Annotated in this window: 22 protein-coding genes; 5 read left to right on the top strand and 17 right to left on the bottom strand. The window is 61.3% G+C overall.

Annotated elements, in window-relative coordinates:
- Positions 1 to 722 precede the first annotated feature (722 nt).
- Entirely contained in the window at positions 723 to 2,234 is a 1,512-nt protein-coding gene (locus tag BLT16_RS19800; RefSeq protein WP_089660667.1) for an NCS1 family nucleobase:cation symporter-1, read from the top strand.
- Between the two features lie 59 nt (positions 2,235 to 2,293).
- Positions 2,294 to 2,509, top strand: coding sequence for a hypothetical protein (locus BLT16_RS20760; RefSeq protein ID WP_143025108.1), 216 nt, complete (start codon positions 2,294 to 2,296; stop codon positions 2,507 to 2,509).
- Positions 2,510 to 2,564: 55 nt separating this feature from the next.
- On the opposite strand, the gene BLT16_RS19795 is transcribed toward BLT16_RS20760, so the two are convergent.
- Both BLT16_RS19795 and BLT16_RS19790 read right to left on the bottom strand, forming a co-directional pair.
- A complete protein-coding gene (locus BLT16_RS19795; protein ID WP_089660666.1) occupies positions 2,565 to 4,322 on the bottom strand; it encodes a peptidoglycan DD-metalloendopeptidase family protein in 1,758 nt (585 codons plus the stop codon).
- 216 nt (positions 4,323 to 4,538) lie between these two features.
- Positions 4,539 to 5,387 carry a pirin family protein gene (locus BLT16_RS19790; RefSeq protein ID WP_089660665.1) on the bottom strand — a complete coding sequence of 283 codons (849 nt, stop codon included), beginning with the start codon at positions 5,385 to 5,387 and terminating at the stop codon, positions 4,539 to 4,541.
- Positions 5,388 to 5,491: 104 nt separating this feature from the next.
- Between BLT16_RS19790 and BLT16_RS19785 the strand changes: the two genes are divergently transcribed.
- Together BLT16_RS19785 and BLT16_RS19780 are read left to right on the top strand one after the other, a co-directional pair.
- Complete coding sequence (locus BLT16_RS19785; RefSeq protein WP_089660669.1) at positions 5,492 to 6,412, top strand: LysR family transcriptional regulator; 921 nt, start codon at positions 5,492 to 5,494, stop codon at positions 6,410 to 6,412.
- Between the two features lie 79 nt (positions 6,413 to 6,491).
- A complete protein-coding gene (locus BLT16_RS19780; RefSeq protein ID WP_089660664.1) occupies positions 6,492 to 7,496 on the top strand; it encodes a glutathione S-transferase family protein in 1,005 nt (334 codons plus the stop codon).
- Here the strand turns inward: BLT16_RS19780 and BLT16_RS19775 are convergent.
- The 7 genes from BLT16_RS19775 to BLT16_RS19745 are packed head-to-tail and all read right to left on the bottom strand — an operon-like array spanning position 7,493 to position 13,662.
- The gene (locus tag BLT16_RS19775) at positions 7,493 to 7,942 is read right to left on the bottom strand and encodes a YaiI/YqxD family protein (protein WP_089660663.1); all 450 of its coding nucleotides are present in this window, start codon (positions 7,940 to 7,942) and stop codon (positions 7,493 to 7,495) included. The two genes, BLT16_RS19780 and BLT16_RS19775, sit on opposite strands and share 4 nt — an antisense overlap.
- A gap of 57 nt (positions 7,943 to 7,999) precedes the next feature.
- Positions 8,000 to 8,830, bottom strand: coding sequence for a phosphodiesterase (locus BLT16_RS19770; protein WP_089660662.1), 831 nt, complete (start codon positions 8,828 to 8,830; stop codon positions 8,000 to 8,002).
- A complete protein-coding gene (locus tag BLT16_RS19765) occupies positions 8,823 to 9,896 on the bottom strand; it encodes an ABC transporter ATP-binding protein (protein ID WP_089660661.1) in 1,074 nt (357 codons plus the stop codon). Before BLT16_RS19765 ends, BLT16_RS19770 begins: the two co-directional genes overlap by 8 nt.
- Before the next feature lie 34 nt (positions 9,897 to 9,930).
- Positions 9,931 to 10,719 (bottom strand): ABC transporter permease, encoded by a 789-nt coding sequence (locus BLT16_RS19760; protein WP_089660660.1) that lies wholly within the window; start codon positions 10,717 to 10,719, stop codon positions 9,931 to 9,933.
- Positions 10,716 to 11,612, bottom strand: coding sequence for an ABC transporter permease (locus BLT16_RS19755; protein WP_089660659.1), 897 nt, complete (start codon positions 11,610 to 11,612; stop codon positions 10,716 to 10,718). The genes BLT16_RS19760 and BLT16_RS19755 overlap by 4 nt, the downstream gene beginning before the upstream one ends.
- A 2-nt stretch (positions 11,613 to 11,614) precedes the next feature.
- A complete protein-coding gene (locus tag BLT16_RS19750; protein WP_089660658.1) occupies positions 11,615 to 12,622 on the bottom strand; it encodes an ABC transporter substrate-binding protein in 1,008 nt (335 codons plus the stop codon).
- Positions 12,619 to 13,662, bottom strand: a complete 1,044-nt coding sequence (locus BLT16_RS19745) for a LacI family DNA-binding transcriptional regulator (RefSeq protein ID WP_089660657.1) — start codon at positions 13,660 to 13,662, stop codon at positions 12,619 to 12,621. The genes BLT16_RS19750 and BLT16_RS19745 overlap by 4 nt, the downstream gene beginning before the upstream one ends.
- A 608-nt stretch (positions 13,663 to 14,270) precedes the next feature.
- Between BLT16_RS19745 and BLT16_RS19740 the strand changes: the two genes are divergently transcribed.
- Positions 14,271 to 15,971, top strand: coding sequence for a DEAD/DEAH box helicase (locus tag BLT16_RS19740; RefSeq protein WP_089660656.1), 1,701 nt, complete (start codon positions 14,271 to 14,273; stop codon positions 15,969 to 15,971).
- A gap of 88 nt (positions 15,972 to 16,059) precedes the next feature.
- Here the strand turns inward: BLT16_RS19740 and BLT16_RS19735 are convergent, their stop codons facing one another.
- From BLT16_RS19735 to BLT16_RS19700, 8 genes are all read right to left on the bottom strand, one after another.
- Positions 16,060 to 17,637, bottom strand: coding sequence for an aldehyde dehydrogenase (NADP(+)) (locus BLT16_RS19735; RefSeq protein ID WP_089660655.1), 1,578 nt, complete (start codon positions 17,635 to 17,637; stop codon positions 16,060 to 16,062).
- An 11-nt stretch (positions 17,638 to 17,648) separates the two neighbouring features.
- A complete protein-coding gene (locus tag BLT16_RS19730; RefSeq protein WP_176817289.1) occupies positions 17,649 to 18,386 on the bottom strand; it encodes a FadR/GntR family transcriptional regulator in 738 nt (245 codons plus the stop codon).
- Between the two features lie 77 nt (positions 18,387 to 18,463).
- Complete coding sequence (locus BLT16_RS19725) at positions 18,464 to 19,789, bottom strand: enolase C-terminal domain-like protein (RefSeq protein WP_089660653.1); 1,326 nt, start codon at positions 19,787 to 19,789, stop codon at positions 18,464 to 18,466.
- Between the two features lie 54 nt (positions 19,790 to 19,843).
- A complete protein-coding gene (garD, locus tag BLT16_RS19720) occupies positions 19,844 to 21,406 on the bottom strand; it encodes a galactarate dehydratase (RefSeq protein ID WP_089660652.1) in 1,563 nt (520 codons plus the stop codon).
- 32 nt (positions 21,407 to 21,438) lie between these two features.
- Entirely contained in the window at positions 21,439 to 22,950 is a 1,512-nt protein-coding gene (locus BLT16_RS19715) for a tripartite tricarboxylate transporter permease (RefSeq protein WP_089660668.1), read from the bottom strand.
- 15 nt (positions 22,951 to 22,965) lie between these two features.
- Positions 22,966 to 23,409: a tripartite tricarboxylate transporter TctB family protein gene (locus tag BLT16_RS19710; RefSeq protein ID WP_089660651.1), complete on the bottom strand. Its 444-nt coding sequence runs from the start codon at positions 23,407 to 23,409 to the stop codon at positions 22,966 to 22,968.
- A 93-nt stretch (positions 23,410 to 23,502) separates the two neighbouring features.
- Positions 23,503 to 24,558 (bottom strand): ABC transporter substrate-binding protein, encoded by a 1,056-nt coding sequence (locus BLT16_RS19705; RefSeq protein ID WP_089660650.1) that lies wholly within the window; start codon positions 24,556 to 24,558, stop codon positions 23,503 to 23,505.
- Positions 24,559 to 24,587: 29 nt separating this feature from the next.
- Positions 24,588 to 25,055 (bottom strand): dihydrodipicolinate synthase family protein (locus BLT16_RS19700; RefSeq protein ID WP_176817288.1); only part of this gene is annotated, 468 nt, incomplete at its 5' end.

Genomic DNA, 25,055 nt, shown 5'->3' with positions numbered 1-25,055 from the left:
TTTGGGTGCCGTCCATGCCATGCCTCCTGCCGTCGTGAAGGCCCTATCGTGGCTCAACGCTGGGGCTGAATTCCACACTCAACGGCGAAGAGCCTCTTCTGCATGGTGTCTTCCCATCTTGTGTTTGTTGTCAGGATCATCGTCCTGCCCACAATTGGCATGGCGTGATCCGGTGGATATACCATTATCAAAAAACTGACTATTGAGACAGCTTTTTAAAGCTAGTCGTCATCGGCAGGCCTGTGCAAGGACTTTTTGTCAGATCGAGTCGGTTGGATATAACGTGTTGTATTAAAAGTTATTGTTCTTCATGAGAATAACCTTTTCACCATTTTGGTGAGCTCGTGCACCATACTGGAGGAAGAGGTGTATGATTAAATTTGTATATAAAACATGAATTTAACGGCTTTGCGCTGTTTGATTTTGTTAGCTTGTTAATAAAGCTTGAACCATTATAGAAACTGACTAGCCTGTCATGAAGCGGCTTTAGTGTGCTGATGGAATGAGCGGGTCGGATTTTCGCCGGCATCATTAGTAAGTTGACTTCATAGACAGTTTTAATAAAAAAATCATTGACTTGTCGGGCCGTGATACGCGCCTCGGCGCTCGCGTCGGATAGCGCCGTGAGGTCAAGGCAGTGCAACTGGGCACGCTTATTGCGTTGCAACTGGCACGTGCGCCGCCAGGCGTCGTGACTACATCGAGTGACGAGGAGAACAACAATGACCGTCGAAGCATCGAGGATGGTGGATAGGCAAGGATTGATTGAGCTCGAGGAGGGCGATGATGTTCGTGATAGCCCGCGCTACAATGCCGATATCGCGCCGACCAAGGCCCAGGAGCGTACCTGGTCGAAGTGGAATGTGGCTGCGCTTTGGGTGGGCATGTCGATCTGCGTTCCGACCTATACGCTGGGTGGCGTGCTCACGGCTTACTTTGGTCTTAGCGTGGGTGAGGCGCTGTTCGCCATCCTATTAGCCAACGTGGTGGTACTCATCCCGCTGACCCTGAATGCCTTCCCTGGCACCAAGTTCGGCATTCCCTTTCCCGTGGTGCTGCGCTCTTCATTCGGCATCCTGGGGTCCAATGTGCCGTGTCTGGTGCGGGCACTGGTCGGCTGTGGCTGGTTCGGGGTGCAGACCATGTTCGGCGGGCTCGCCATTCACCTGTTGCTGGCGACGCTTTTCCCCCCTTGGCAGGCGCTGGGTGGCCTGGGAGAGGTGGTCGGCTTCTTTGTCTTCGGGGCCATGAACCTGTACGTGGTGATTCGCGGCGCCGAGTCGATCAAGTGGCTCGAGACGCTGGCCGCACCGCTGCTGCTGGCAGTAGCCATTGGCCTGATGTTCTGGGCCTGGCCGCACATGTCGATGACCGAGCTGCTGGCGCAGCCGCCGTCGCGGCCGGAAGGGGCGCCGGTGTACGGCTACTTCTTTGCCGGGCTTACCGCGATGGTGGGTTTCTGGGCCACGCTGTCGCTCAACATTCCCGACTTCAGCCGCTTCGCCAAGAGCCAGAAGGACCAGATCGTCGGCCAGGTGCTGGGCCTGCCCATGACCATGTTCTTCTTCGCTGCCCTCGGGGTGGTGATGACGGCCGCCTCGGAGTCGCTGGTAGGGAAGACCGTGGCTGATCCGGTGAGCCTGATCGGCATGATCGACAACCCATTCTGGGTCGCCCTGGCCATGTTGCTGATCATCATTGCGACCATCTCGACCAATACCGCGGCGAATATCGTCTCGCCGACCAACGACTTCCAGAACGTGGCGCCCAAGCTGGTCGATCAGACCCGCGGGGTACTGATCACTGGCGCCGTGGGGGTGCTGCTGATGGGGTACGACCTGCTGCAGAAGGCAGGCGTGATCTCCTCTGGCGTGTCGTTGGAACAGATGTACTCCAACTGGCTGCTGGGCTATTCGAGCTTGCTAGGGCCGATCGCCGGGATCATGGCGGTGGACTATTTCCTGATCAAGCGCCAGCAACTTGATGTGCCGAGTCTGTACCAGGACGGGCGTGCCTATCCGGCGGTCAATTGGCCCGGCTTCGTGGCCTTTGGCATTCCTGTCGCGCTGACCGTGGTGTCGCTGCTGACCGGCACCATGTACTGGTTCTATGACTACGGTTGGTTCACCGGCTCGGCGCTGGGTGCAGTGATCTACTACGTGGCCAGCCAGTTGATGGCACCCGTCAGCGTCTCGGCCACGGCAGCGGCCATCGAAACCGATCGCATCCCCTGATAGCGTTGCTCAAGCGAAGCACGTGCCGCGCCCTGGCGATTCAGCGTCAGGGCGCTGTTGTGTCGGCCCCCCTCGGTACGGGGCCTTGCATTCATTCCGGAGCGAGCCTGCCGGCCTTTCACTGGGTGGGGCTGCTGGCCTACGCCGCAGGCTCATTGGCTGCGTATCTTTCCCCCTTGCTGCCGCCACTGGTAGGGGTGCTGGTGGCCGTGCTGAGCTATGCGCTGTTGTTGCGCTTCGGCACTGCGGCCCTGCCTGCTCGTCAGCCAGAGTAGCCTAGAAACGACGACGCCCCGCAGAAGCGGGGCGTCGTGGCGAGGCGAGCGAGGATTAACTATCGTCGCCGCTGCGGCGGGGTTCCACATCGCCGGTGCTGGCGATGACGGTGCCGGTTTCACCGCTTTCGAGAGTTGCCAGCAGGCGCTCGGACTCGCGCTGGAAGGCGGCCAGGGCGTCGCCTTCGAGGCTCTGGTTCTCGGGCAGGTCGACGCGCATCGGGTCGACCTGGTTGCCGTTGACGATTACCTCGTAGTGCAGGTGAGGGCCGGTACTGCGCCCGGTGTTGCCCGATTTGGCAATGGTCTCACCCATGCTTACGCGCTCGCCTCGGCTGACCAATGGTTCGGAGAGGTGCAGGTAGCGGGTGCGATAACCGTTGTCGTGGCGCACGACGATGAAGCGTCCTGCCAGCGGGTGATTGCCGACCTTCTCGACGCGACCGTCGGCTGGGGCATTGATAGAGGTGCCGATCGGCATCGCCCAGTCGGTGCCGTAGTGCGGGCTGACGCGCCCGGTGACCGGATGCTTGCGGCGCAGGTTGAACGACGAGCTCATACGATAGTTGCCGTCGAAGGGGTAGCGCTCGAAGGCGGGGTCGAGGCTGTAACCTTCTGGCGTATAAAAGCGGTTGTCGGAGCTATTGCGGATGACCGTCAGATCCATCCGGGCGCCCTCGTATTTTACCGCGAGCACGCGGGAGTCGAGACTCTGGCCATCGATCAGGTCGGACTCTACCAGTACCTGGAAACGATCGCCGCGACGGGTGTCGCGGCGGAAGTCGAGTTTCTTCTCCAGCAAATTGCTCAGCTGGGCGACTTCGGAGGCGGAGAGGCCGGTGGCCTCGGCGGAGCGCCCGAAGCTGCCGCTGACGGTGCCGGCGAACATCCGCTGGGTGGGCTCGCCGGCTTTCTCTATGCTGGATATCTCGAACGCGGTGTCGGGGTCGCGCTCTATCAAGAAGCCGCTGCGTGGATTCTTCATCACACGCAGCGCCAGGAGTTCACCGTCTTCGTCGAGTTGATAGTCGAAATGATGTCCCGCCCGCCAGCGGGTCAGGACATTGCGATCCGGCATCTTATCGAGCAGTTGCAGCACTTCGCTGTAGCCGAGGCCAAGCGTCTGCTGTGCCATCACGGCGAAAGTGTCGCCCTGCTGCACCGTATAGGTTTCCCATTCGGGCACATAGGTCTGTTCGGCTACCAGCTCTTCATCGAGAAATACGTCACCATCGTCGAACAGTACCAGGGGGCCGTCGAGGTAATCGTCATAATCATAGGAGGTGTACGAAGCCATCGCTTCGTCATCGAACCCGGTGTCCTCCAAGGAGTCGCCGATCTGTTCGAGGTCGTCGGTCTGGCCCAGCTCTGGAAGGTGCAGGGCAAGGTGCAGGACATCGGTATCGATGGTCGCTGGCGAGTCGCTCTGCTGTTGATCGTCGTCAGGCTCGGGGGAGAGCGCGGCAACCGGCATCTGTTGATCGCCAGCATGTGCGCTAGAGAGCATGTCGATGTCGACGATTTCCTGGGCAGCCAGTTCGGCAATCGGCACGTACTGGCGGGTGGCATCCAGCGCATTGCTGGCCATTTCCACCGCTTCGGACACGGCGCCGCGCTCGAAATCGAGGTCGGCGGTGTCGCGATTTGTAGAGGAGTCTAGCGGGATTACGACAGGAGAAGCGACGGTAGTGCTTTCGCTCGAGCGATCGAAAGCACCGATGATTTTTTGCGTACCCAGCACGGTAACCATAGTGGCGACGGGGAGTAAAAGTAACTTGTGCGTGCGAGGCAGCGAATGAAGAATTCGCAACATGATAAAGGCCGTGACTTGTTAGATGAACGTAAAAAGGCACGAGAACCTTACCCCAAGGCGCTTGAGATGCCTAGTCTGTACAAGCGTACAGTCTTTTTGGCCACGGTTTGGCAACGCTGTTCGACTTAGGTCGAGTGGTGGGTCCTGCTGAAAATACCCGGCATGGCAGCACATTATCCTTTATATGCGCGCCAGCCGGGCGGTAATTCAAGTGAATTATCCTGTCAGATTGCCGCTTCGGTAGTCGTTTAAGGCTTGTTCGAGCTCTTCATGGGTGTTCATCACGAAGGGACCGTAGTGCGCAATCGGCTCCTGATGGGGGGTGCCGGCGATGATAAGTGCCTGGGCACCGTCGTGGCTGGACAGCGCCAGTTGCTCCCCCTCGCCCAGGCGGGCCAGGTGACCGGCTGAAACACGTTGCTCCCCGATGTCGAGCTCGCCGGTGAAAACATAGACGGCCAGCATGGGGGCTGTCTGCTCGAGCAGTAGCCGTCCATTTTGTTGGAGAATCACGTGGGCGATGCTGCCATCACCGGCCAGCGCATCCAGCGGCCCGGCAACCTGGTGTTGAGGCTCGAGGCTGTGCCATTCACCACCGAGGGCGATAAGCGTCGCGCCGTTGCCTTGCAGGTGTGGCATCTCCTGAGCGCGAACGTCGCGGTAGGTTGCCTCGCTGAGCTTGTCCTTGGCGGCAAGGCTCAGCCACAGTTGAAAGGCGTGTAGACCATGATGATCGGTGAGTGGCATTTCCGAGTGCACAATGCCGCGTCCGGTATGCATCCATTGTGCGTCGCCGGCGTTGATCGTACTGGAATGCCCCAGATGATCTTCATGGGTCAGACCGCCGTGAATCACGTAGGTCAGGGTTTGAATGCCGCGGTGCGGGTGCGGTGGGAAGCCGCCGATATAATCGTCCGGACGATCCGAACCGAGCTCATCAATCATCAGAAACGGATCGATGCCGCCGCCGAAGTCGTGAATCCGCTTGATCTTGACACCGTCGCCATCCTGACTGGGTTGGCTGCGTACTACGGAAACGACGGGGCGTGTGGTGGAGTGTGTCATGAAAGGCTCCTCGTAAGGGTGGATACCGATGTCGATGATTATCGATGATGGACAGGCGGCATCAGAAGCGCATAGTTTTGCTGCAACTGTTCGAGGAATTCGAAATGTCCCGAGTGACCCTATCGCAGTGGCAAATGCTCGCCGCCGTGGTCGACCATGGCGGCTTCGCGCGCGCCTCAGAGGTGGTGCACAAGAGCCCTTCGACACTCAATCACGCCGTACACAAGCTTGAGGAGCAGCTGGGCGTCAAGGTGCTGGAGCCGGTAGGCCGTCAGGTGAGACTGACCGAGGCCGGGGAGCTGCTGTTGCGGCGTGCCCGTCAGTTGATCGAGAGCGCCGCGGCGCTGGAGGACGTGGCCGAGAGCCTGGCCGCGGGACTCGAGGCGGAGATCGTGCTGGCCATCGATCAGCTGTTTCCGCCGGATGCCCTGGCCCGTGCGCTGGATGCCTTCTCGGTTCGCTATCCTGGGGTGCGCGTGCAGCTTCACGAAACGGTACTCAATGGCGGGATCGAAATGCTCTATGACGGCCGCGCCGACCTCGTGGCGTCGGGGCTGGCAGCCCAGGGGTTTCTCGGCGAGCCGCTGGTGACGGTGCGTTTCATCGCCGTGGCACATCCTGAACATCCGCTACATCGCCTCGGTCGGCCCCTGGATCTGCGCGATCTCAAGCAGCACCGCCAGTTGGTGGTGCGCGACTCGGCGCAGCGCCAGTCGATGGACGCCGGCTGGCTCAAGGCCGAGCAGCGCTGGACGCTGAGCCATCTCGCCACCTCGGTGGATATGCTCGAGCGCGGCCTGGGATTTGCCTGGGTGCCGGAGACCCGTATCCGCGAGGCGTTGGCGCGCGGCACGCTGGTGCCACTGCCGCTGAGCGCGGGGGGGATTCGCGAGGTGCCGATGCAACTGATCTATCGCGACCGCGACCGTGCCGGCCCTGCTGCCCAGGCCATGGCAGACATCCTCAAGCATGCCGTGCTGGGTTGTTGCGAGACGCATGTCGATTCGACGCCATCGAATGAGTAAGCGCAAAACTTGCGCTTGAGCGTTGGCCATTAGGGGGTAGGCTGTAGCCACTTTATTCGATGAGATCCGGAGGTGGCCAATGGGCCTGTTGATCGACGGCAAGTGGCACGACCAGTGGTACGACACCGACAAGCACGGCGGGGAATTCGTGCGCGAGTCGGCCAAGCTGCGCGACTGGGTGACGGCTGACGGCAGCGCAGGGCCCGATGGCCAGCCAGGGCTGCCCGCCGAGGCAGGGCGCTACCATCTATATGTGTCGCTGGCGTGTCCCTGGGCGCATCGCACCATGATCCTGCGCAAGCTCAAGGGACTGGAGTCGCTGATCGGGCTCTCACACGTCAGTCCACTGATGCTCGATCAGGGCTGGACCTACCGGGAAGACGAAGGATCGAGCGGCGACCCGATCAATGGGGTCGACTTCCACCATCAGCTCTACACCCTGACCGACTCGCGCTACACCGGGCGTGTCACGGTGCCGGCGCTGTGGGACAAGCAGTCGCAGCGTATCGTCAACAATGAGTCCGCCGAGCTGCTGCGGATGTTCAACGGTGCCTTCGACGACATCACCGGGAACCGTCTCGACTTCTACCCGTCGGATCTGCGCGAGAGCATCGACGCGATCAACGCCGACGTCTACGACCACATCAATAACGGCGTCTACAAGTCGGGCTTCGCCACCGAGCAGAAGGTCTACGACAAGCACGTCGTCGCGCTGTTCGAGGCGCTGGATCGCATGGAGGCACGCCTCGCCGAACATCGCTATCTGGCCGGCGAGTGGCTGACCGAGGCCGATATCCGCTTGTTCACTACGCTGGTGCGATTCGACGCCGTCTACCACGGTCACTTCAAGTGCAACCTGCGCCGCATCGAAGACTATCCGAACTTGTCGAACTACCTGCGTGAGCTCTACCAGTGGCCCGGCATCAAGGAGACGGTGGACTTCGAGCATATCAAGCGCCACTACTACTACAGCCACGACACCATCAATCCGACCCGCATCGTGCCCAAGGGGCCGCTGCTCGACCTCGAGCGCGCCCACGACCGTGAGCGGCTGCCGGGGAAGGGGATTCGCGAGAAGGGTTAGGCGTTCTTCGCCAGCCAGCGATCCAGGGCATTGGCGAACTCGCGGCGGTCGACGTCGGAGTAGCCCTTGGGCCCGCCGGTATGTTCGCCGCTGGCGCGCAGGGTTTCCATGAAGTCCCTCATCTGGACCCTGGCCTTAATATTGCTTTCATCCAGCATCTCGCCGCGGGTGGTCATTACCGCGGCGCCCTTGTCGATGGCTTCCATGGCTAGCGGCAGGTCCGAGCTGATCAGCAGGTCGCCGGCCTCGAGCCGGGCGACGATCTCGTTGTCGGCGGCATCGAAGCCGCTGGCCACCGCCAGTGACTTGACCCAGCGCGACGGCGGCAGCGGTATCTGATGATTGGCCACGAACCAGGTGGGAGTGGCGGTGCGCTCAGCGGCGCGCAGGATGATCTCGCGGGCCACCTTGGGGCAGGCGTCGGCATCGATCCACAGGCTAGGCATGCAGGGCTCCTGAACGGTGTCGGCGGGGGATCATAGCATGCGGTCGTACCTGCCCCCTCAATCGATCAAGCCGTTGTCGTCATAAAAGGGGAACGGGCCTGGGTAGTCGTCGATGAATCCCTGGTGGGTCACCAGTCCCGCTGCGGACGTCCAGTGGTGCAGCAGGTAGCCCGGCGGCTCGAGATGAAAGCTCGGCGTGCCTGCGCCGCCCAGCCTCAGGCTGACCTGGTGCGACACGCCCGGGCAGCTCATCGCCAGGGTGTTGGCGAAGCGGGCCTGGAGGCTGCGATGCAGATGGCCGCACAACACTCGCTCGACCTGGGGGTGTTGGGCAACGATCTCGGCCAGGGCGCCGGCATCGCGCAGCGGCTGGCGATCCATATGCGCGATGCCGCTGGTGAAGGGGTGGTGATGCAGCATGACTAGGGTCGGACGGGTCGGCTGCTGGTGCAGGGTCGCATCGAGCCACTGCAGGCGCGCCGGGCACAGCTGACCGTGGGATGCCCCGGGCACGCAGGAGTCGAGGCCGATCAGCCGCACCGGGTAATCGTCCACCACCCACTGCACGAAACGGGGATGCTGAAACAGATGGGGGAGTGCCGGAAAGGCGGCGCGCAGGTTCTCCCGGTGGTCGTGGTTGCCCGGGATCAGGTAGGTCGGCAGGCTCGAGCCGGCGAGTATCTCGCGCAGCGCGGCGTACTCGTCGGGCCTGCCGAAGTCCACCAGGTCGCCACTGATCAGCAGTAGCTGTGGGCGTGGCGCCAGGCGTTCGAGCTTGGCGACGGCCTGGCGCAGGGCCCCGGCGGTATCGACCTGGCGATAGGAGAGGCGCCCCCCAGCCTTGATGTGGGGGTCGCTGATCTGGGCGATCAGGCAAGACTCAGCCATGGGCCACCTCCTCGGTGCGGGGCTGCTGCTCGGGGTGAAACAGCACCTCGGGAGGAATCGCCAGGCCAATGGCCTCGCCGGCTCGCCATTGGCGGCGCGAGCCGGTATCCACCTGCAGCGGGGCATCGCTACCGGTATCCACCAGCAGTCGCTGGGACTGGCCGAGGAAGACGCTCTCCACGACACGGCCGCGAATGGCCGCGGCATCCAGCGCTACCACGTGAATGTCCTCGGGGCGGCAGTAGAGGGTGCGCTTGCCGCGCAGGTGCGGGCTGTGCAGCTCGCCGCCATGGACTACCAGCCGGCCCGCGGCACCTGCGGCGAGCACCGGTAGGCGGTTGACGGCACCAATGAAGTCGGCCACGAAAGTGCTGGCGGGGCGATGGTAGATCTCTTGGGGTGTACCGAGCTGGGCGATACGCCCCTGGTGCATGACGGCGATGCGGTCGCCGAGTGCCATCGCCTCGGACTGATCGTGGGTGACATAGACGGCGGTGATCCCCAACTCCTTGAGCAACCGGGCGATCTCGATGCGTAGCCGGTCGCGCAGCTTGGCGTCGAGGGCGGCTAGCGGTTCGTCGAACAGTAGTACCCGGGGCCGCACGGCGATGGCACGGGCTAGTGCCACGCGCTGCTTCTGGCCGCCGGATAGCTCGTCGATGCGGCGCTCGCCGAAGCCCTTCAGGTCGGTCATGGCCATCACCGCGTCTATCCGCTGCTGGATCTCGGTTGCTGGCAGGCGCTGGATCCGCAGTCCGTAGGCGATGTTGGCGGCAACGTTCATGTTGGGGAACAGGGCATAGCTCTGGAACACCATGCCCACCTTGCGCTTCTCGATGGGCAGCGGCGTGACGTCGCGCTGGTCGAAGCGCACCCTGCCATTGGGGTCGGGGCGTTCCAGGCCGCTGATGAGGCGCAGGGTGGTGGTCTTGCCGCAGCCGGAGGGCCCCAGCAGCACCAGGGTCTCGCCGGCGGCGATATTCAGGTCGAGGGGGTGCAGGGCGGTGTGGCCACCGGCAAAGGTGCGACCGCAGGCTTCCAGGTCGATGCTGACGGATGAGTTCATATCGCTCTCGCAGGCTATCGGCAATGGGTGAGGGTTAGTGACGCTGGCCGGTGAGGCGCCCCAGCCACTGGATGGTGATCAGTAGCGGCACGATCATCACCAGGAAGATCAGGGTGTAGGCCGAGCCGATCTCCAGGCGCATGGAGGCGTAGCTGTCGGCAAGTCCCACCGGTAACGTCTTGTTCAGCGGCGTGTGTAGCATCCAGGTGATGTTGAACTCGCCGATCGACAGGGTGACCACCATCAGCGCGCCGGCCAGAATGCCACTCATGCAGTTGGGTACCACCACCGTCAGGAAGCGTCGCCAGAAGCCGGCACCGAGGCTGGCCGCGGCCTCCTCGAGCAGTGCCAGGCGTGCACTGCGCATCACGGCGAGCACCGGGCGAATCATGAACGGCAGGGTGAACAGCACGTGGCCGACCAGTATGAACAGCCAGCTGTCGCGAAATTCGCGGTAGTGGCCATAGGCCAGCAGCAGCGCCAGGGCGGAGGCTAGGCCGGGCACGGCCACCGGTAGCAGTAGGGTCTCCTCGATGGCATTGGCCCAGCGGCGGCGGCTGCGCAGCAGGCCATAGGCGGCCGGGACCCCGAGTACTATGGTGACCACGAGGCAGGCCAGCGCCAGCCGAATCGACAGCCAGATGGTGTCGGAATAGAGCGCCCAGACCTCGTCGACCCAGCGTAGCGTCAAGCCGCTCTTGAGGCCGACGAAGTAGTTTTCGGTGAGCCCGGCCAGCACCGACATCACCACCGGCACGATCATGAACAGGCAGACCAGCAGGGTGAAGCCAAGCTGCAACACAAAGCGTAAGCGTGGCGTCATGCCGGGGCTCCCAGGCCGCCACCGGCCAGTCTGCGGGCCACGCTCAGGGCGATCCAGGTGATCACGCCGAGTACCACCGAGAGGGCGGCGGCCATCGAAAAGTTGGCGTAGTTGGTGAATTCGCCATAGATGTCGAGGGGCAGGATGCTCATGCGGGTGCCCAAGGTGAAGGCGGTACCGAAGGCCCCCATGCTGGTGGCAAAGCAGATCGCCCCGGTGGAGAGCAGCGCCGGCGCGATGCCCGGCACGATCACGTCCCGCGCGACCTGCCATGTGCTGGCTCCCAGCGAGCGCGCCGCCTCCTCCAGGCTGCGGTCGAGGGTGTCGCAGGCCGCCATCACGGTAGTGATCACCCGAGGAATGGAGAAGTAGAGGTAGCCGACGAACAACCCCAGCAGCGAGTAGGCGAACATCCAGCGCTCGTCGAACAGCCACAGGCTGAGCTGCGCCAAGGCGCCCTGGCGCCCGCCGAGCATGATCACCAGGAAACCGACCACGACCCCCGGGAAGGCCAGTGGAAAGGTCAAGCTGGCGACCAGCAGCGACTTGCCGGCAAAGCGATGGCGGGCAAGAAAGAAGCCGGCTAGGCCGGCGATGCCCACTGCCGCCAGCGATACCACCAGGGAAATGCCCAGGGTGGCGGCGAGGCTGGTCAGGTATTGCCGATGGGTAAGAATGGCCAGGTAGGCGCTGACGCCACTGCCGCGGTCGACCTCGGCGCCCATCAGCACCAGCCGGGCGAAGGGCAGTAGCCAGAAGGCACAGAACAGCGTCAAGGCGGGCACCAAGGCCCACAAGGCCGGGTGCCCTAGCCCCCTCAGCGCAGCGGTAGGCACCGGCGTGCGCGATGAAGCGGCCCCCGCTTGGGGCCGCTGCTGTGATACCGCCGACATGATCACCGCACCTCTGACAGATAGCGGTCGGAGAACTGACGCTGTGCCGCCGCCATGGCGTCGTAGTCCACCGTCTGGGCGCGGGCATACTCGCTGTCGGGCAGGAACACCTCGCGCGCCTGCTCGGAGATGGCACTGTCGCGTACCGGTCGCAGGTAGGCATCAGCCCACACCGCCTGGCCTTGGTCCGAGAGCACGAAATCGAGCACCTCGCGGCCGTTGTCGGCCTGTGGGCCATCCTTCACCAGGCTCATCACATAGGGCACCACCACGCTGCCTTCGGTAGGGATGACGAACTCGACGTTGGCGCCGTCGCCGTGCCGGGCCCGGTAGGCGTTGAAGTCGTAGTCGAGCAGGATCGGAATCTCGCCGGAGAGCACCCGGGCGTAGCTGGTCTGCTTGGGAACGATGGGGGCGTTGTCGGACAGGGCGTTGAAGTAGTCGATGGCCGGCGAGAAGTCATCGAGGTCGCCGCCCTTGGCCAGGTTGACCGCCACGGCGCCGACATAGCCGACGAAGGCGCTGGCGGGGTCGAGGTAGCCGATCATGCCGCGGTACTCGGGCTTGAGCAGGTCGTCCCATGACGTCGGTACCGAAGCGCCGTCCAGGGCGTCGACATTGACCATGAAGCCCAGGGTGCCGGAGTGAATGGCAAACCAGTGGCCGTCGGGATCCTTGAGCCCCTCGGGGATCTCGTCCCAGTGCGCCGGCTGATAGGGCGCGACGACGTCGGCCTCCATGGCCTGGATACCGAAGGTCACGCCATAGTAGACGACATCCGCTACCGGGCTGTTCTGTTCGGCCACCAACTGCGCCAGCGACTGGCCGGAATTCTTGTTGTCCTGGGGTACGCGGATGCCGGTCTGCTGTTCGATCAGGCGCAGTTGAGTGCCCCAGTCGGCCCACTCCGGCGGGCAGTTGTAGCAGATGGCAGTATCGCCGCTGGCTAGGGAGCTGGCGCCGAGCAGGATGCTAGCCAATAGGGTCTGACGAAGACGCGAAACGCTCATGGTGTGTTCCTCTCAGGTGAGCGAGGGGTGAGGGCTTGCCGGGTCGCTGGAGGCGCGCCGACGCTTTCTCCCTCTCGTAGTGCGTGAGGGAGGAAGGGGAGAGGGGGCGACTGCCCCTGGATCATGGCCAGCAGGGTGGCAATCGCCGCGCGGCCGATCTCGATACGCGGCTGCTCCATGCTGCACAGCGAGGGGTAGAGACGCTGCCCCAGGTCGATACCGTCGAAGCCCATTACCGAGAGGTCGCCCGGTACCGAGAACTTGGCCCGCTGTAGTTCGCCGATCAGGCTGATGGCCAGCAGATCGTTGGTGCAGAGCACGGCGGTGAGGCGGTTGTGGCCCGCCAGCAACGGCGCCAGGCAGGCCAGCTCGGCCTGGGTGTGGCGCGGCATCTCGATCAATGGCTGTGGCGCGAGGCCATGCTCGCGCATGGCCTGGCGGTAGCCGGCATAGCGCAGGCGCGCACGATCCGACTGCAGCAGCGGGCCGGCGACCATGCCGATATGGCGGTGGCCCAGTGCGATGAGGTGTCGTGTGGCCTCGGCCATGGCGGCTCGGTTGTCCACGCCGATGGCGGGGAGGCCGCCTGGATGGAGCGGGTTGTAGACCAGCAGGCAGGGCGTGGACTCGCGCTTCAGTGTGGCCAGCACCGCGCTGTCGTGGGCAATGGCAACGGTCAGTGCCAGTCCATCGACGCGCTGGCTGAGCATCTCGTCGACGATGGCTTGCTCGCGGCTGGGATCATAGTCGCTGGTGGTGACGATCAATGAATAGTCGGCCTCCCGGGCCGCTACTTCCATGGCGTGGAGCTGCTCGGCGAAGACCGGATTGTTAAGACTGGGTACCATCACGCCAATCATCTTGGTGGCTCGGGCGCGTAGCTGGCGCGCCACCTTGTTGGGCCGAAAGGCGAGCTGGGTTGCTGCGTCCTCTACCTTGCGGCGGGTCGCGGGACTTACCCGCTCGGGAGTGGCGAAGGTGCGCGACGCCGTGGCGCGGGAAACGCCGGCCAACTTCGCCACGCTGAGTAGATCTGCCATGTCGCTGCCTCATGAACGCGTGATCGATGAGATCGATCTCATGAGGGCGACTCTAGTGGTGAGATATGACCGACGCGTGTTGATTCGATGGCGGATCGAGGTCAGTTGGATGAAACGTCCATGAACGGCGAGGCGACGAGGGAAGGAGATGAGAGCAGGAGTGATGGCCGCGAAAAGACTGGCCAGGACTGGATGGCGATGTTAGCATGCGCGCTCCTCGCATGTGTTGACCCCACCATCGTAACGGTTCGTCGCTCATCGCTGCTTGATTCGATGATGCTGAACGACGCTTTGCAGGACGCCTCATGCGTCCGACTATGTAGATGGAGCGCCCAGGAACGCGGATTGTCTTCCGCGCGGCGCAAACGGTCGCCACAGCGGTTCGCCGAGGGTCCAGGTGAGCAGTTTCTCGCCATGGCCCGAGCCGATTCGGTGTTGCCGAATCTTCATACGCGAACCGGATGCCAGGTGCGACCGGTGTCCCAGACTCCGCCCGTGTTGCCCCGAGGGGCAGGCCAGACCGTCGATGACGGTCGGGTGTATCAATGGGATCAGGGACACCACCAAACTCTGTTGCCGGTAATGACCGGCCTACCAAGGTGTGATTGATGACCTCGACTTCTGTCGCCTCGCCGAGCTTCGGCGAAATGGCACTGCTGCCTGCCGTGCTGTCTGCCCTCGAGACCCTGGGCTACGAAACTCCTTCGCCGATTCAGGCGCAGACCATTCCCGCACTGCTGGAAGGTCGTGACATGCTGGGCCAGGCCCAGACCGGTACCGGCAAGACCGCAGCCTTTGCGCTGCCGATTCTGTCGCGCATCGAACTCGAACGCCGCGAGCCCCAGGTGCTGGTGCTGGCGCCGACCCGCGAGCTGGCTCAGCAGGTGGCCGTGTCGTTCAGCAAGTACGGCCAGAACCTCAAGGGCCTGGAAGTCGCTACGCTGTGTGGTGGCCAGGAGTATCGCGAGCAGCTCGGCGCGCTGAAGCGCGGTGCTCAGGTGGTAGTGGGCACTCCCGGCCGGGTGATCGATCACCTCGACCGCGGCAGCCTCAAGCTTGATGGCCTGTCTGCGCTGGTGCTCGACGAAGCCGACGAAATGCTGCGTATGGGTTTCATCGACGACGTCAAGCGCGTGGTCGCCGACACCCCCAAGGATGCCCAGCGGGTATTCTTCTCTGCCACGCTGCCGGCCGAGATCGAGCGCATCGTCAATCGCTACCTGGTCGACCCGGTCAAGGTCGCCATCGAGGCCAGCGCCGGCACCGCGGCCAGCATCGACCAGCGCATGGTGCGCGTCGACGGTGGCGCCAAGCTGGAAGCGCTGTCGCGTATTCTTGAGGTCGAGCCGGTCGACGGCGCCATCGTTTTCGTGCGCACCCGTGCCGCCTGCACCACCCTGGTCGAGCAGCTGACTGCGCGCGGCGTCAACGCCGCCGGCCTGTCGGGGGATCTCGATCAGAGCCTGCGCGAGCGTACCATCACGCGGCTCAAGCGTGGCAAGGTCGACGTGCTGATCGCCACTGACGTGGCCGCCCGCGGCCTCGACGTGCCGCGTATCACCCACGTCATCAACTACGACCTGCCGCAGGACAGCGAGGCCTACACCCACCGTATCGGGCGTACCGGCCGTGCTGGTCGGACCGGCATCGCGATCACCTTCGTGGGCTTCCGCGAGACCCGCAAGGTGCGTTGGATGGAGCAGGCTACCGGCCAGCATATGGCCGAGATGCCGCTGCCCGACGAGGCAGCGATCCGCGCTCACCGCGACGAAGTGTTCTCCAAGCGCGTGCAGGGCATGATCACCTCCGGTGCCGACGAGCAGAAAGCGCTGATCGAGCGGCTGGTGGCCGAAGGTCACGATCCGGTCGAGCTGGCCTGCGTGTTCGCCGCCATGGCGCGCGCCGACGAAGCACCGATCGGCCGTGTGCAGGCGCCGCGCGCCGAGCGTGCCAGTGATCGCGCCCCGCGTGACGGCAAGCCCAAGCGTCGCGACAGCGCCCCGCGTGAAGGCATGACCCGCTACCGTGTATCAGTCGGCCACAAGGACGGCGTCAAGCCCGGTCAGCTGGTCGGTGCGCTGGCCAACGAAGGCGGTATCGAAGGCGCGCGCATCGGCCGCATCGATATCCGCAACGCCTTCTCGGTGGTCGAGCTGCCAAGCTCGCTGCCGGCCAGCATCCTGGCCAAGATGGCACGTGCCCGGGTTGCTGGTCGTCCGCTGGAGATCAGTGAAGACAGCGGTGCACCGGAACGCGCGCCGCGTCGCCGTAGCGACGGCGACGCGCCGATTCGCCGCACCAGCGCCTGATACCACGACCGCCGCCAGGCGGTCAGGGTAGGCAACAACACGGGCCGGGGACATTGTCCCCGGCCCGTGTCGTTTCAGAGCCGCTTTTTTATCCTTCGCGCTTGCCGTCCACCAGCCGACTCACGCCCAGCGGGTTGCCGTCCTGGAGCGCCTCGGGCAGCAGCCCCGCCGGCAGGTCCTGGTAGCACACCGGGCGCAGGAAGCGATGGATCGCGGCGCTGCCCACCGAGGTGGTGCGCGAGTCCGAGGTGGCCGGGTAGGGCCCGCCGTGGACCATGGCGTGACACACCTCGACGCCGGTCGGCCAGCCGTTGGCCAGTATCCGCCCAGCCTTGCGCTCCAGCGTCGGCAGCAGGCCCTTGGCGGCTTCCAGGTCGCCATCATCGAGCTGCAAGGTGGCAGTGAGCTGGCCTTCCAGGCCCGCGGCGACGCGCTGCATCTCGGCCAGATCGGCACACTCGATCACCAGCGAGGTGGCGCCGAAGACTTCGGCCTGCAGCGCCTCGTCGGCGAGGAAGTCCGCGGCACTGGCCACGAACAGGCCGGTCTGGCACTGGTGGGGGCCGTCGCCGGTCTGGCCGCGGGCGATCTCGCGGACCTTGGCATTGCCAGCCAGTGCACCGAGGCCATCGGCGTAGGCGGCGTGGATACCGGGGGTGAGCATGGTCTGGGCGCCGCTGGCGGTGACCGCCTCGCCGGCGGCCTTGACGAAGGCGTCCAGCGCCTCGCCCTTCACGCCCAGCACCAGGCCGGGGTTGGTGCAGAACTGGCCGGCGCCCATGTTGAGCGAGCCGACGAAGGCGGTGCCCAGCGCCTCGCCGCGCGCCTTGAGCGCCTCGGGCAGCAGGAACACCGGGTTGATCGAGCTCATCTCGGCGTAGACCGGGATCGGCTGCGGGCGGGACTGGGCGGTCTGCATCAGCGCGGTACCGCCGCTGCGCGAGCCGGTAAAGCCCACCGCCTGGATGCGCGGGTCGCTGACCAGCGCCTGACCGATCTCGCGCCCCGAGCCGAACAGCAGCGAGAACACGCCCTCGGGCAGGCCACACTTGGCCACCGCACGCTGGATGGCGCGGCCCACCAGCTCGGAGGTGCCGGGGTGGGCGGAGTGGCCCTTGACCACCACCGGGCAGCCGGCGGCGAGTGCCGAGGCGGTATCGCCACCGGCGACGGAGAACGCCAGCGGGAAGTTAGAGGCACCGAACACGGCGACCGGGCCCAGGGCGATATGCCGCTGGCGCAGGTCGGCCCGCGGCATCGGTGCGCGCTCCGGCAGCGCCGGGTCGTGGCGCACGTCGAGCCACTCGCCGGCGCGGACCACCGCGGCGAACAGGCGCAGCTGGCCGCAGGTACGGCCGCGCTCGCCCTCGAGGCGTGCCTGGGGCAGGCCGGTCTCGGCCATGCCGCGCTGGGTCAGGTCGTCACTGACCGCCTCGATCTCGGCGGCGATGGTCTCGAGAAAGGTCGCGCGATCCTCCAGAGAGGTCTCGCGGTAGCTGGCGAAGGCCGCCTCGGCGAGTTCGCAGGCACGCGCGACCTCGGCCTCGCCGCCGCCGCGGTAGACCGGCTCGAGCGCTTCGCCGCTGGCGGGGTTGATGGCGCGGATCTCGGCACGCTCGCCGCTGACGGCCTGCTGGCCGATGAGTAGCTTACCTTCCAATGACATAGTTACCTCCGTTACTGGTCGCGATATTTGGCGTACATGTTTCGCGCCCGGTTGAGATGCTGATACATGGTTTCCCGCGCGGCTTCGGTATCGCGTGAGAGGATCGCCTCGAGGATATAGGCGTGCTCCTCCTGCACCCGTTCCAGGTAGCGCGACGAAGCGTCGGGATTGATTTCGATGCTGAGCAGCTTGGCGCGTGGAATCACGCTCTGGCTCAACTGCTCGAAAAAGCTGTTGTAGAACGGATTCTTGGTGGCCTTGGCGATGGCGTGGTGGAACTCGAAGTCTTCCACCCGCGCCTGGCTTTTCTCGGCATGGGCCTTGATAAAGGCCTGATGAGAGGACTCAAGCACCACCCGGTCTGCGTCGTCGTGGCGCTCTGCCGCCAGTTCGGCAGCGGCAGGCTCCAGCGCCAGGCGCAGCTCGAGCACATGCAGAATATCCTGCACCGTGGTGGCACTGATGCGCTCGGCGGGTTTGGCCTCGACGGTGGTCGCGCGCAGCACCGTCGTGCCCACCCCGCGCCGCGTCTCCACCAGCCCCAGCGACTTGAGATGGGTGATCGCTTCTCGGATCACCGTGCGGCTGACGCCGAAGGAGTCGCACAGGCTGTTCTCGGTGGGCAACTTCTCGCCCACCGCCACCTTGCCCTCGGTAATCAGCGACTCCAGCTGATCAGCCACGTGCACGGACAGACTCCCCTGCTGGGCCACCTTACGTAAATTGAGTCCGCCAATGCTGCTTGCCATAGTCGTTTCCTTGTTCATGAGTCAAACGCTGCTGCATATGTATGATGTCATACCATTGTAGCAGCTCACTCCGTCAGCTACCGAACCAGCGCCGGGCGTTTGGGATCAAACTTCCAACCAGAAATCAGGTACTGCATGGCCATGGCATCATTGCGCTGGGTCACTTCGAGGCTCCGGTAGAGGCGATGCGCTTCCATCAGCTTCTCTTCATCAAGCTCGACACCCAGGCCCGGGGTTTTGGGCACACTAAGCTTGCCATCACGAATCGCGAACGGCTCTTTAGTGACACGCTGACCGTCCTGCCAGATCCAGTGGGTATCGATGGCGGTGATCTCGCCGGGACAAGCGGCGGCCACGTGGGTCATCATCGCCAGCGAAATGTCGAAATGGTTGTTGCTGTGCGACCCCCAGGTCATGCCCCACTCGTTGCACAGCTCACCGACCATCACCGCTCCCTGCATGGTCCAGAAGTGACAATCCGCCAGGGGGATATCCACCGAGTTGAGCTGCACCGCGTACTGCAGCTGCTTGAAATCGGTGGCGATCATGTTGGTTGCCGTGGGCAGTCCGGTGCGCTTCTTGAACTCGGCCATGGTCTCGCGGCCGGAATAGCTCTCTTCCTGACCGCAGGGGTCCTCTGCGTAGCTCAGCAGGTGCTTGATCGGGTCGAGCACGCGAACCGCTTCGTCGAGTGTCCAGGCGCCATTAGGGTCGAGGGTCAAACGTGCCTCGGGGAAGGCTTCGTGAAGCGCGCGAATGCAGTCGGCCTCTTCCTCACCGCGCAGCACGCCTCCCTTGAGTTTGAAGTCCTTGAAGCCGTAGCGATCAAAGGCGGCCTTGGCCAGGTTGGCCACCGACTCAGGCGTCAGCGCCTCACGGTAGCGCACCTCGTCCCAAGCATCCTGCGGGTTTTCCGCCTTGGGATAGGGCAGATCCGTCTTGGCCGGGTCGCCGAGCAGAAACAGATACCCAAGCGCCTCGACCTCGTCGCGCTGGCGGCCGTACTGTCCGAGCAGATCAGCCACCGGCAGCTGGACCGCCTGACCATAGAGATCCAGCAGCGCTGACTCGATCCCTGTGATCACATGCACCGCTACGCGAAGATCGAAGGTCTGGCGACCGCGCTCTTCGCGACCATTGCGTGCCAGTACCTGGCGCGCCTGATGCAAGGTCGCCTTGAAAGCGTTGACCACGGAGCCCTCAACCAGCGACCGGCACTGCTCCAGGCCATTCAGAATGCCGGCGCTGGAAGGAATCTCGCCAACACCTTTGTTGCCGGCATCATCCTCGATGATCACCACGCAACGGATGAACCAAGGCGCGTGTCCGCCGCTGAGGTTGAGAAGAAAGCCGTCGTAGCCGGCAACGGGCACCACACGCATAGACTTGATCTTGGGAAACATAACGTTATTCCTGACTAACTAGATTTACGGTAATGACACCAACCAAGCACTTCATCAGGTAACGGGCGCCGGGTTGAACAGTACAAGGTCGTTGTGAATGCCGAGCCGGTCAGCCGCCACTTGCTGCCGACCGCTAGCCACCTCGAGAATTAGGTGGAAAAGCTCCCAGCCAACGTCCTCAATGCTCGCCTCGCCGGTGGCGATACGTCCGGCATCGAGGTCAATCAAGTCATGCCAGCGTTGCCCCAGAGTGGAGTTGCTCGACACCTTAATAACCGGCGTCATCGGGAGGTTATAAGGCGTACCTCTCCCAGTGGTAAAGACTTGGAGATTCATACCTGCGGCGGCCTGTAGGGTGCCGCAAATGAAGTCGCTGGCGGGAGTGGCAGCAAAGGTCAGGCCGCGTTTGCGCAATCGCTCGCCAGGACCAATAACATCGACAATGGATGAATTTCCAGACTTGATAACTGAGCCAAGTGCCTTTTCGACGATGTTGGAGAGTCCGCCCTTTTTATTGCCGGGAGAGGTATTGGCACTCCGATCAGCCTGGCCTTGAGCCAGATAGTCATCGTACCAGACCATCTGCTCAATCAACGCTTGCCCAACTTGCTCGTCGATAGCACGCGGCGTCAGCAAGTGGATGGCATCACGCACCTCGGTGACCTCCGAGAACATCACGCTGCCTCCGGCACGCACGATAAGATCAGTGGCAAAGCCCACCGCAGGATTCGCCGTAACACCCGAAAAGGCGTCACTGCCGCCGCACTGCATGCCCACTCTCAGCTCGGATGCGGGACAGGTCTCACGACGACGGCGGTTCAAGCGCTCGAGATGACGCTCGGCCATGGCAAGGATCCCATCCACCATCTCGCCGAAACCGTGAAAAGAGTCGTCCTGTAGACTCAGCACATTGGCATCGGGATCAGCCGCCTCAGTGTTCTCATAGACTTTGACAGGCCGGTCTTCGAGCAAAGTGGAAGGCTGGAGCTTCTCGCATCCCAGCCCGATGACCATCACCTCATTGCCAAAGTTGGGGTTCAAGGCGATGTTCTTGAGCGTACGAATCGGCACAACGGCGGCAGGAGCATTGATAGCGACCCCGCAACCATAACTGTGATTAAGACCGACCACGTCGTCGACGTTAGAAAAGCGCGGCAGCAACTCACGTTTTATACGCTGAACCACGTGATCGATGGTGCCCGCCACACACTGCACGCTAGTGGTGATACCAAGCACATTCTTGGTCCCTACGCTGCCGTCGGCATTGCGAAACCCCTCGAAGGTGTAACCCTCAAGCGGCTTCACAGCTGGGGCTGGACGTGTCGCCAGAGGTAGGTCCTCAAGCGCAGGTGGTGTTGGCATGTGAAGGTTGGACTCATTTACGTGCTCCCCCTGAGATATACGAATAGCTGCCGTGCCGATGACCTCACCGTAGCGAATTACAGGTTCATCAATGTCGATGTCAGCAAGTGCCAGCTTGTGGCCTTGAGGGACTCGACCGTTCACTACCAAGCCACCATCCAGTACCTGGCCCTCGTCGAGCCCATCAGCTTCGACTACGATAGCGACATTGTCGTCAGGGTGTACCCTAATGATCCTAATATCATTATTACACATTGAATCGCCTACAAATTTTCGGGGTGGGAAGGTCACTTGCAATCTTCTCTTACATCGCTCTTGCCACGATTTTTCACTGCCATCACGATTGAAAACATGACCGAAGCGATAATTAAAGACCACAGAACCCAAGCAATCGGCCCGCGAGTAAAGAAAATCTCAAAGGTGCCAAATGACTCTAGACTCTTGACGAAATACACTTCAGCAGAGCCACCCAAAATAAACCCTATGATAAGTGGTGCCACCTCAAGCCCAATTTTTTGAACAATATAGCCGAACACCCCAAAGATAAGAAGAGTCCAGACATCGAACATAATGCCATAGTTGATAGCGTAGGCACCCACCACACACATCATGATGATGAGCGGAAAAAGTATGTGCTTGGGAACCAAAACCACTTTGGCAATATGCTTTATCGCAAAAAACATCACCAAAAACATCACGATGTTGGCAAAAACGAGCGCCGTCATCATGATATACCAGGTATCAGTATTCTCGGGGATGAAAAGTGGACCGACCTGAATCCCCTGCAGAGTAAAGGCGCCGATCAATACCGCCGTCGTGGAGTCCCCTGGAATCCCTAAAGAAAGCAGTGGTATCAATGCTCCACCGGTCAACGCATTGTTGGCGGACTCTGACGCCATCACACCTTGGGGAGCCCCTTTCCCCATCTGAGAGGAGTCTCTAGAAAAATTCTTTTCTTGAGTATAAGCGAGCACCGAGGCCGCACTGCCTCCAACACCGGGCAACATCCCAACAAAGGTTCCAATAAATGAAGAGCGAATCAGGTTTGTCAAGCGACCTTTATATACGGACAACTTAAACCCTATGCCATTACCGAGTTTTACTCGGTTATTATTCAGGTCAGTTTTGACCCCTTTTTCTGCCTCTAGCAAGATCGTCGAAACACCAAAAATACCGATCAAAACTGGCAGCAGTGAGAAACCATCGAAAAGATAAGGCTCCATAAAATCGAACATGAGACGTGTCTTCCCATTACCGCCGTCGGACACGCTATAGTCACCAACCAAGCTTAACCAGACACCAATCACCCCACTAAAGATGCCAATCAGCATGCTTCTGGATAGCGACGCTATCACGGTGAGTGCCAAGAAGATAATCAAGAACTTCTCGACGTAAGAGAATTTTATAGAAAAATAAGCCAAGGGTGGAGCAAACAAGAAAAGTATCGCAGCACTAATTAGACCACCAACCAGCGATGCAATAATACCAATTTTAAGTGCTTTCTCTCCTTCTCCTCTCTTGGCCATTGGATGGCCATCGAAAGTCGTCGTTATCGATGACGGCGTACCTGGTATATTCAAGAGAACCGCGGGCACCATGCCACCAGATATCCCCCCCACGTACAGCCCAAGCAAAAGCGCCAACCCATGATGGAGACCAAACGCATAGGTCAAGGGGAGACAAACTGCGACAGCCATCGTCGCGGTCATACCCGGAATAGCACCAAAGATGACCCCGAGAACAGCACCCAGCCCAGCTAGCAGGAAGAACGTAATGTCGAGATGAGAAATAAAATCCATCATATCACCCAATTATCAAGGGAGGGTAATGTAGAACACCTTGGCCATTATGAACCAAACACAGGCAGGTGCGATTATAGAAATAGCCGATACTATCATGACCCCTTTCTTCGTTTTCTCGTGCATGTAAAGCAACGACATCAAGAACACGAAAATCATGGAGACATATAAGAAGCCATAGCCTGTAAAGGGAAACATGTCTCCCACCACATCCATGAGATAGAAGTATGCGATGATCAGAGCTAGCGACCCAAAGAAACGAAAATTATCTCTTGACTCGCCGATAATGGGCAGGTCTTTTTCACCACTTCTTACGGCTGCCAAAAATGGTAGCAACTTAGTCACCACCACCAACCCAAAGAGACCAGCCATCACCCAGGAGACTATCCTGGGAAAGAAAAGGTGTGATGTCTCAAAGTCAATCGAGATACTGAGAAAACTAGAAAGTCCCGATTCCATAGCGGCTCCACTCAGGCTCTTATATTCCTGCGATTCTTATAAATAATAACAGCAAGCGGCTAAAGCCGGCGGCATGCCGCCGGCTCTTCTATCTTACTGAATATTGTTGATAATAACTTCGTAACTACCCTTCTTCTCTTGAAGGTAGGCAGCAGCCTCAGAGGAGGGCTTGAAGTTAGGAATGAAGAAAGAATTTCTCTGAATGTCCTGAATTTCGCCTTCTTCATAGATTTCAGTCAGCGCGGCATCAATTTGCTCGACAATCCCCTGATCCATCTCCTTGTTATAAAGGAAGAAAAACTCCTTATCAAACGTAAAGTTTTCATCGTCGCCCATCGTCACCCAGACATTCGGCTCGACATACTCAAGAAGCTGTTCGCGTGTTGTCTGCCCCAATCCTTCTTCGGGCGCCTCCTGGATAGTCTCGTTTCGTGCCGTCAGCCAGATGAAACGCATGGCACGCTGGTCGTCCTCTTCCAGGCGAGTATATTGTTCATTCGCTTGGACGGAACCATCGATCATATCAACCTGGCCATCGAAGAGAAGCTGGTTCTTATCGGCCTGTGACCCCGTATTGACGGCTACCAGATTGTCTTCCATGCCAGGATGCTCAATCGCGACAGCATTTTTTAGTGCACTAAAGCCAATCTCGGATACGCCACCAGGCTGAATGGCTACACGCACCGTCTCCCCTTCGGCCACCGCAGCAAGCACGTCTTCCATTGACTGATAGGGAGAATCCATCGGCACCATGAATGCATTGCCCGGATTAATGGCTACGGTCGGACCAACATTATACTTCTCGAAAATATCGTCGTAACCCTGCACTCCATATAGATAGCCAAGATACGACATATCATGGAAAATCATTAGTGTATTACCACGAGGATCACGATCCAGAGCGCGGAAAGCTGCTGACACGCCCACGGCATCGACACTCATGTTGAGGTCAAGCTTCTCTGACAACTGGTCAACGACAATACTTGAGTTCTGGTAGGTGTCACCACCAGTCGACGTGGAGCCGATAACGACGCGGATATTGCCGCGCAGCTCACCATCTTGCGCCATGGCGACGCTGGCACCAAATGTCATCGACGCCATAACGACGGCAGACCCCAGGCCTGCTAGCGTTTTCTTGGATACTGACATGCTTTCACCTCTTTTAGTAATTGTCGGTTTTATAGTTGCTTGGCGATACCAACCAGCTTTTCCAATTGCTGGTACTCTTCTTGCGTCGGCATCTCCAGCGGTGCTCTCACGCTACCCGCCGGTCTGCCGATGATTGCCGCTCCGGCCTTGATCAGGCTGACGGCATAGCCCGCTTTGCGATCCCGAAGGTCCACAAAGGGGATGAAGAAGTCATTGGTGATTCGCTTGACCGTTGCGCTATCGCCGTTGCGCAGCGCCTTGTAGAAGGTCACGGCCATATCGGGGACGAAATTGAATACCGCGGATGAGTAAGTATTCACCCCAATCGAGAGGTAGGCCTCGGCGAAGATCTCGGCGGTCGGTACGCCGCCGACATAGACCAGCCGATCACCTACCGTCTTGACGATCTTGTTGAGCGCCTGGATGTCGCCCTTGCCATCCTTGAGGCCGATGAGATTCGGACACTGGTCAGCCAGCTTCTGAGCCGAGGCGGCGTC

The sequence above is a fragment of the Franzmannia pantelleriensis genome (assembly GCF_900102875.1).
Lineage (GTDB): Bacteria > Pseudomonadota > Gammaproteobacteria > Pseudomonadales > Halomonadaceae > Franzmannia > Franzmannia pantelleriensis.
Note: the sequence above shows the minus strand (reverse complement) of the source record. Positions and strands in the feature narration are given on the sequence as shown.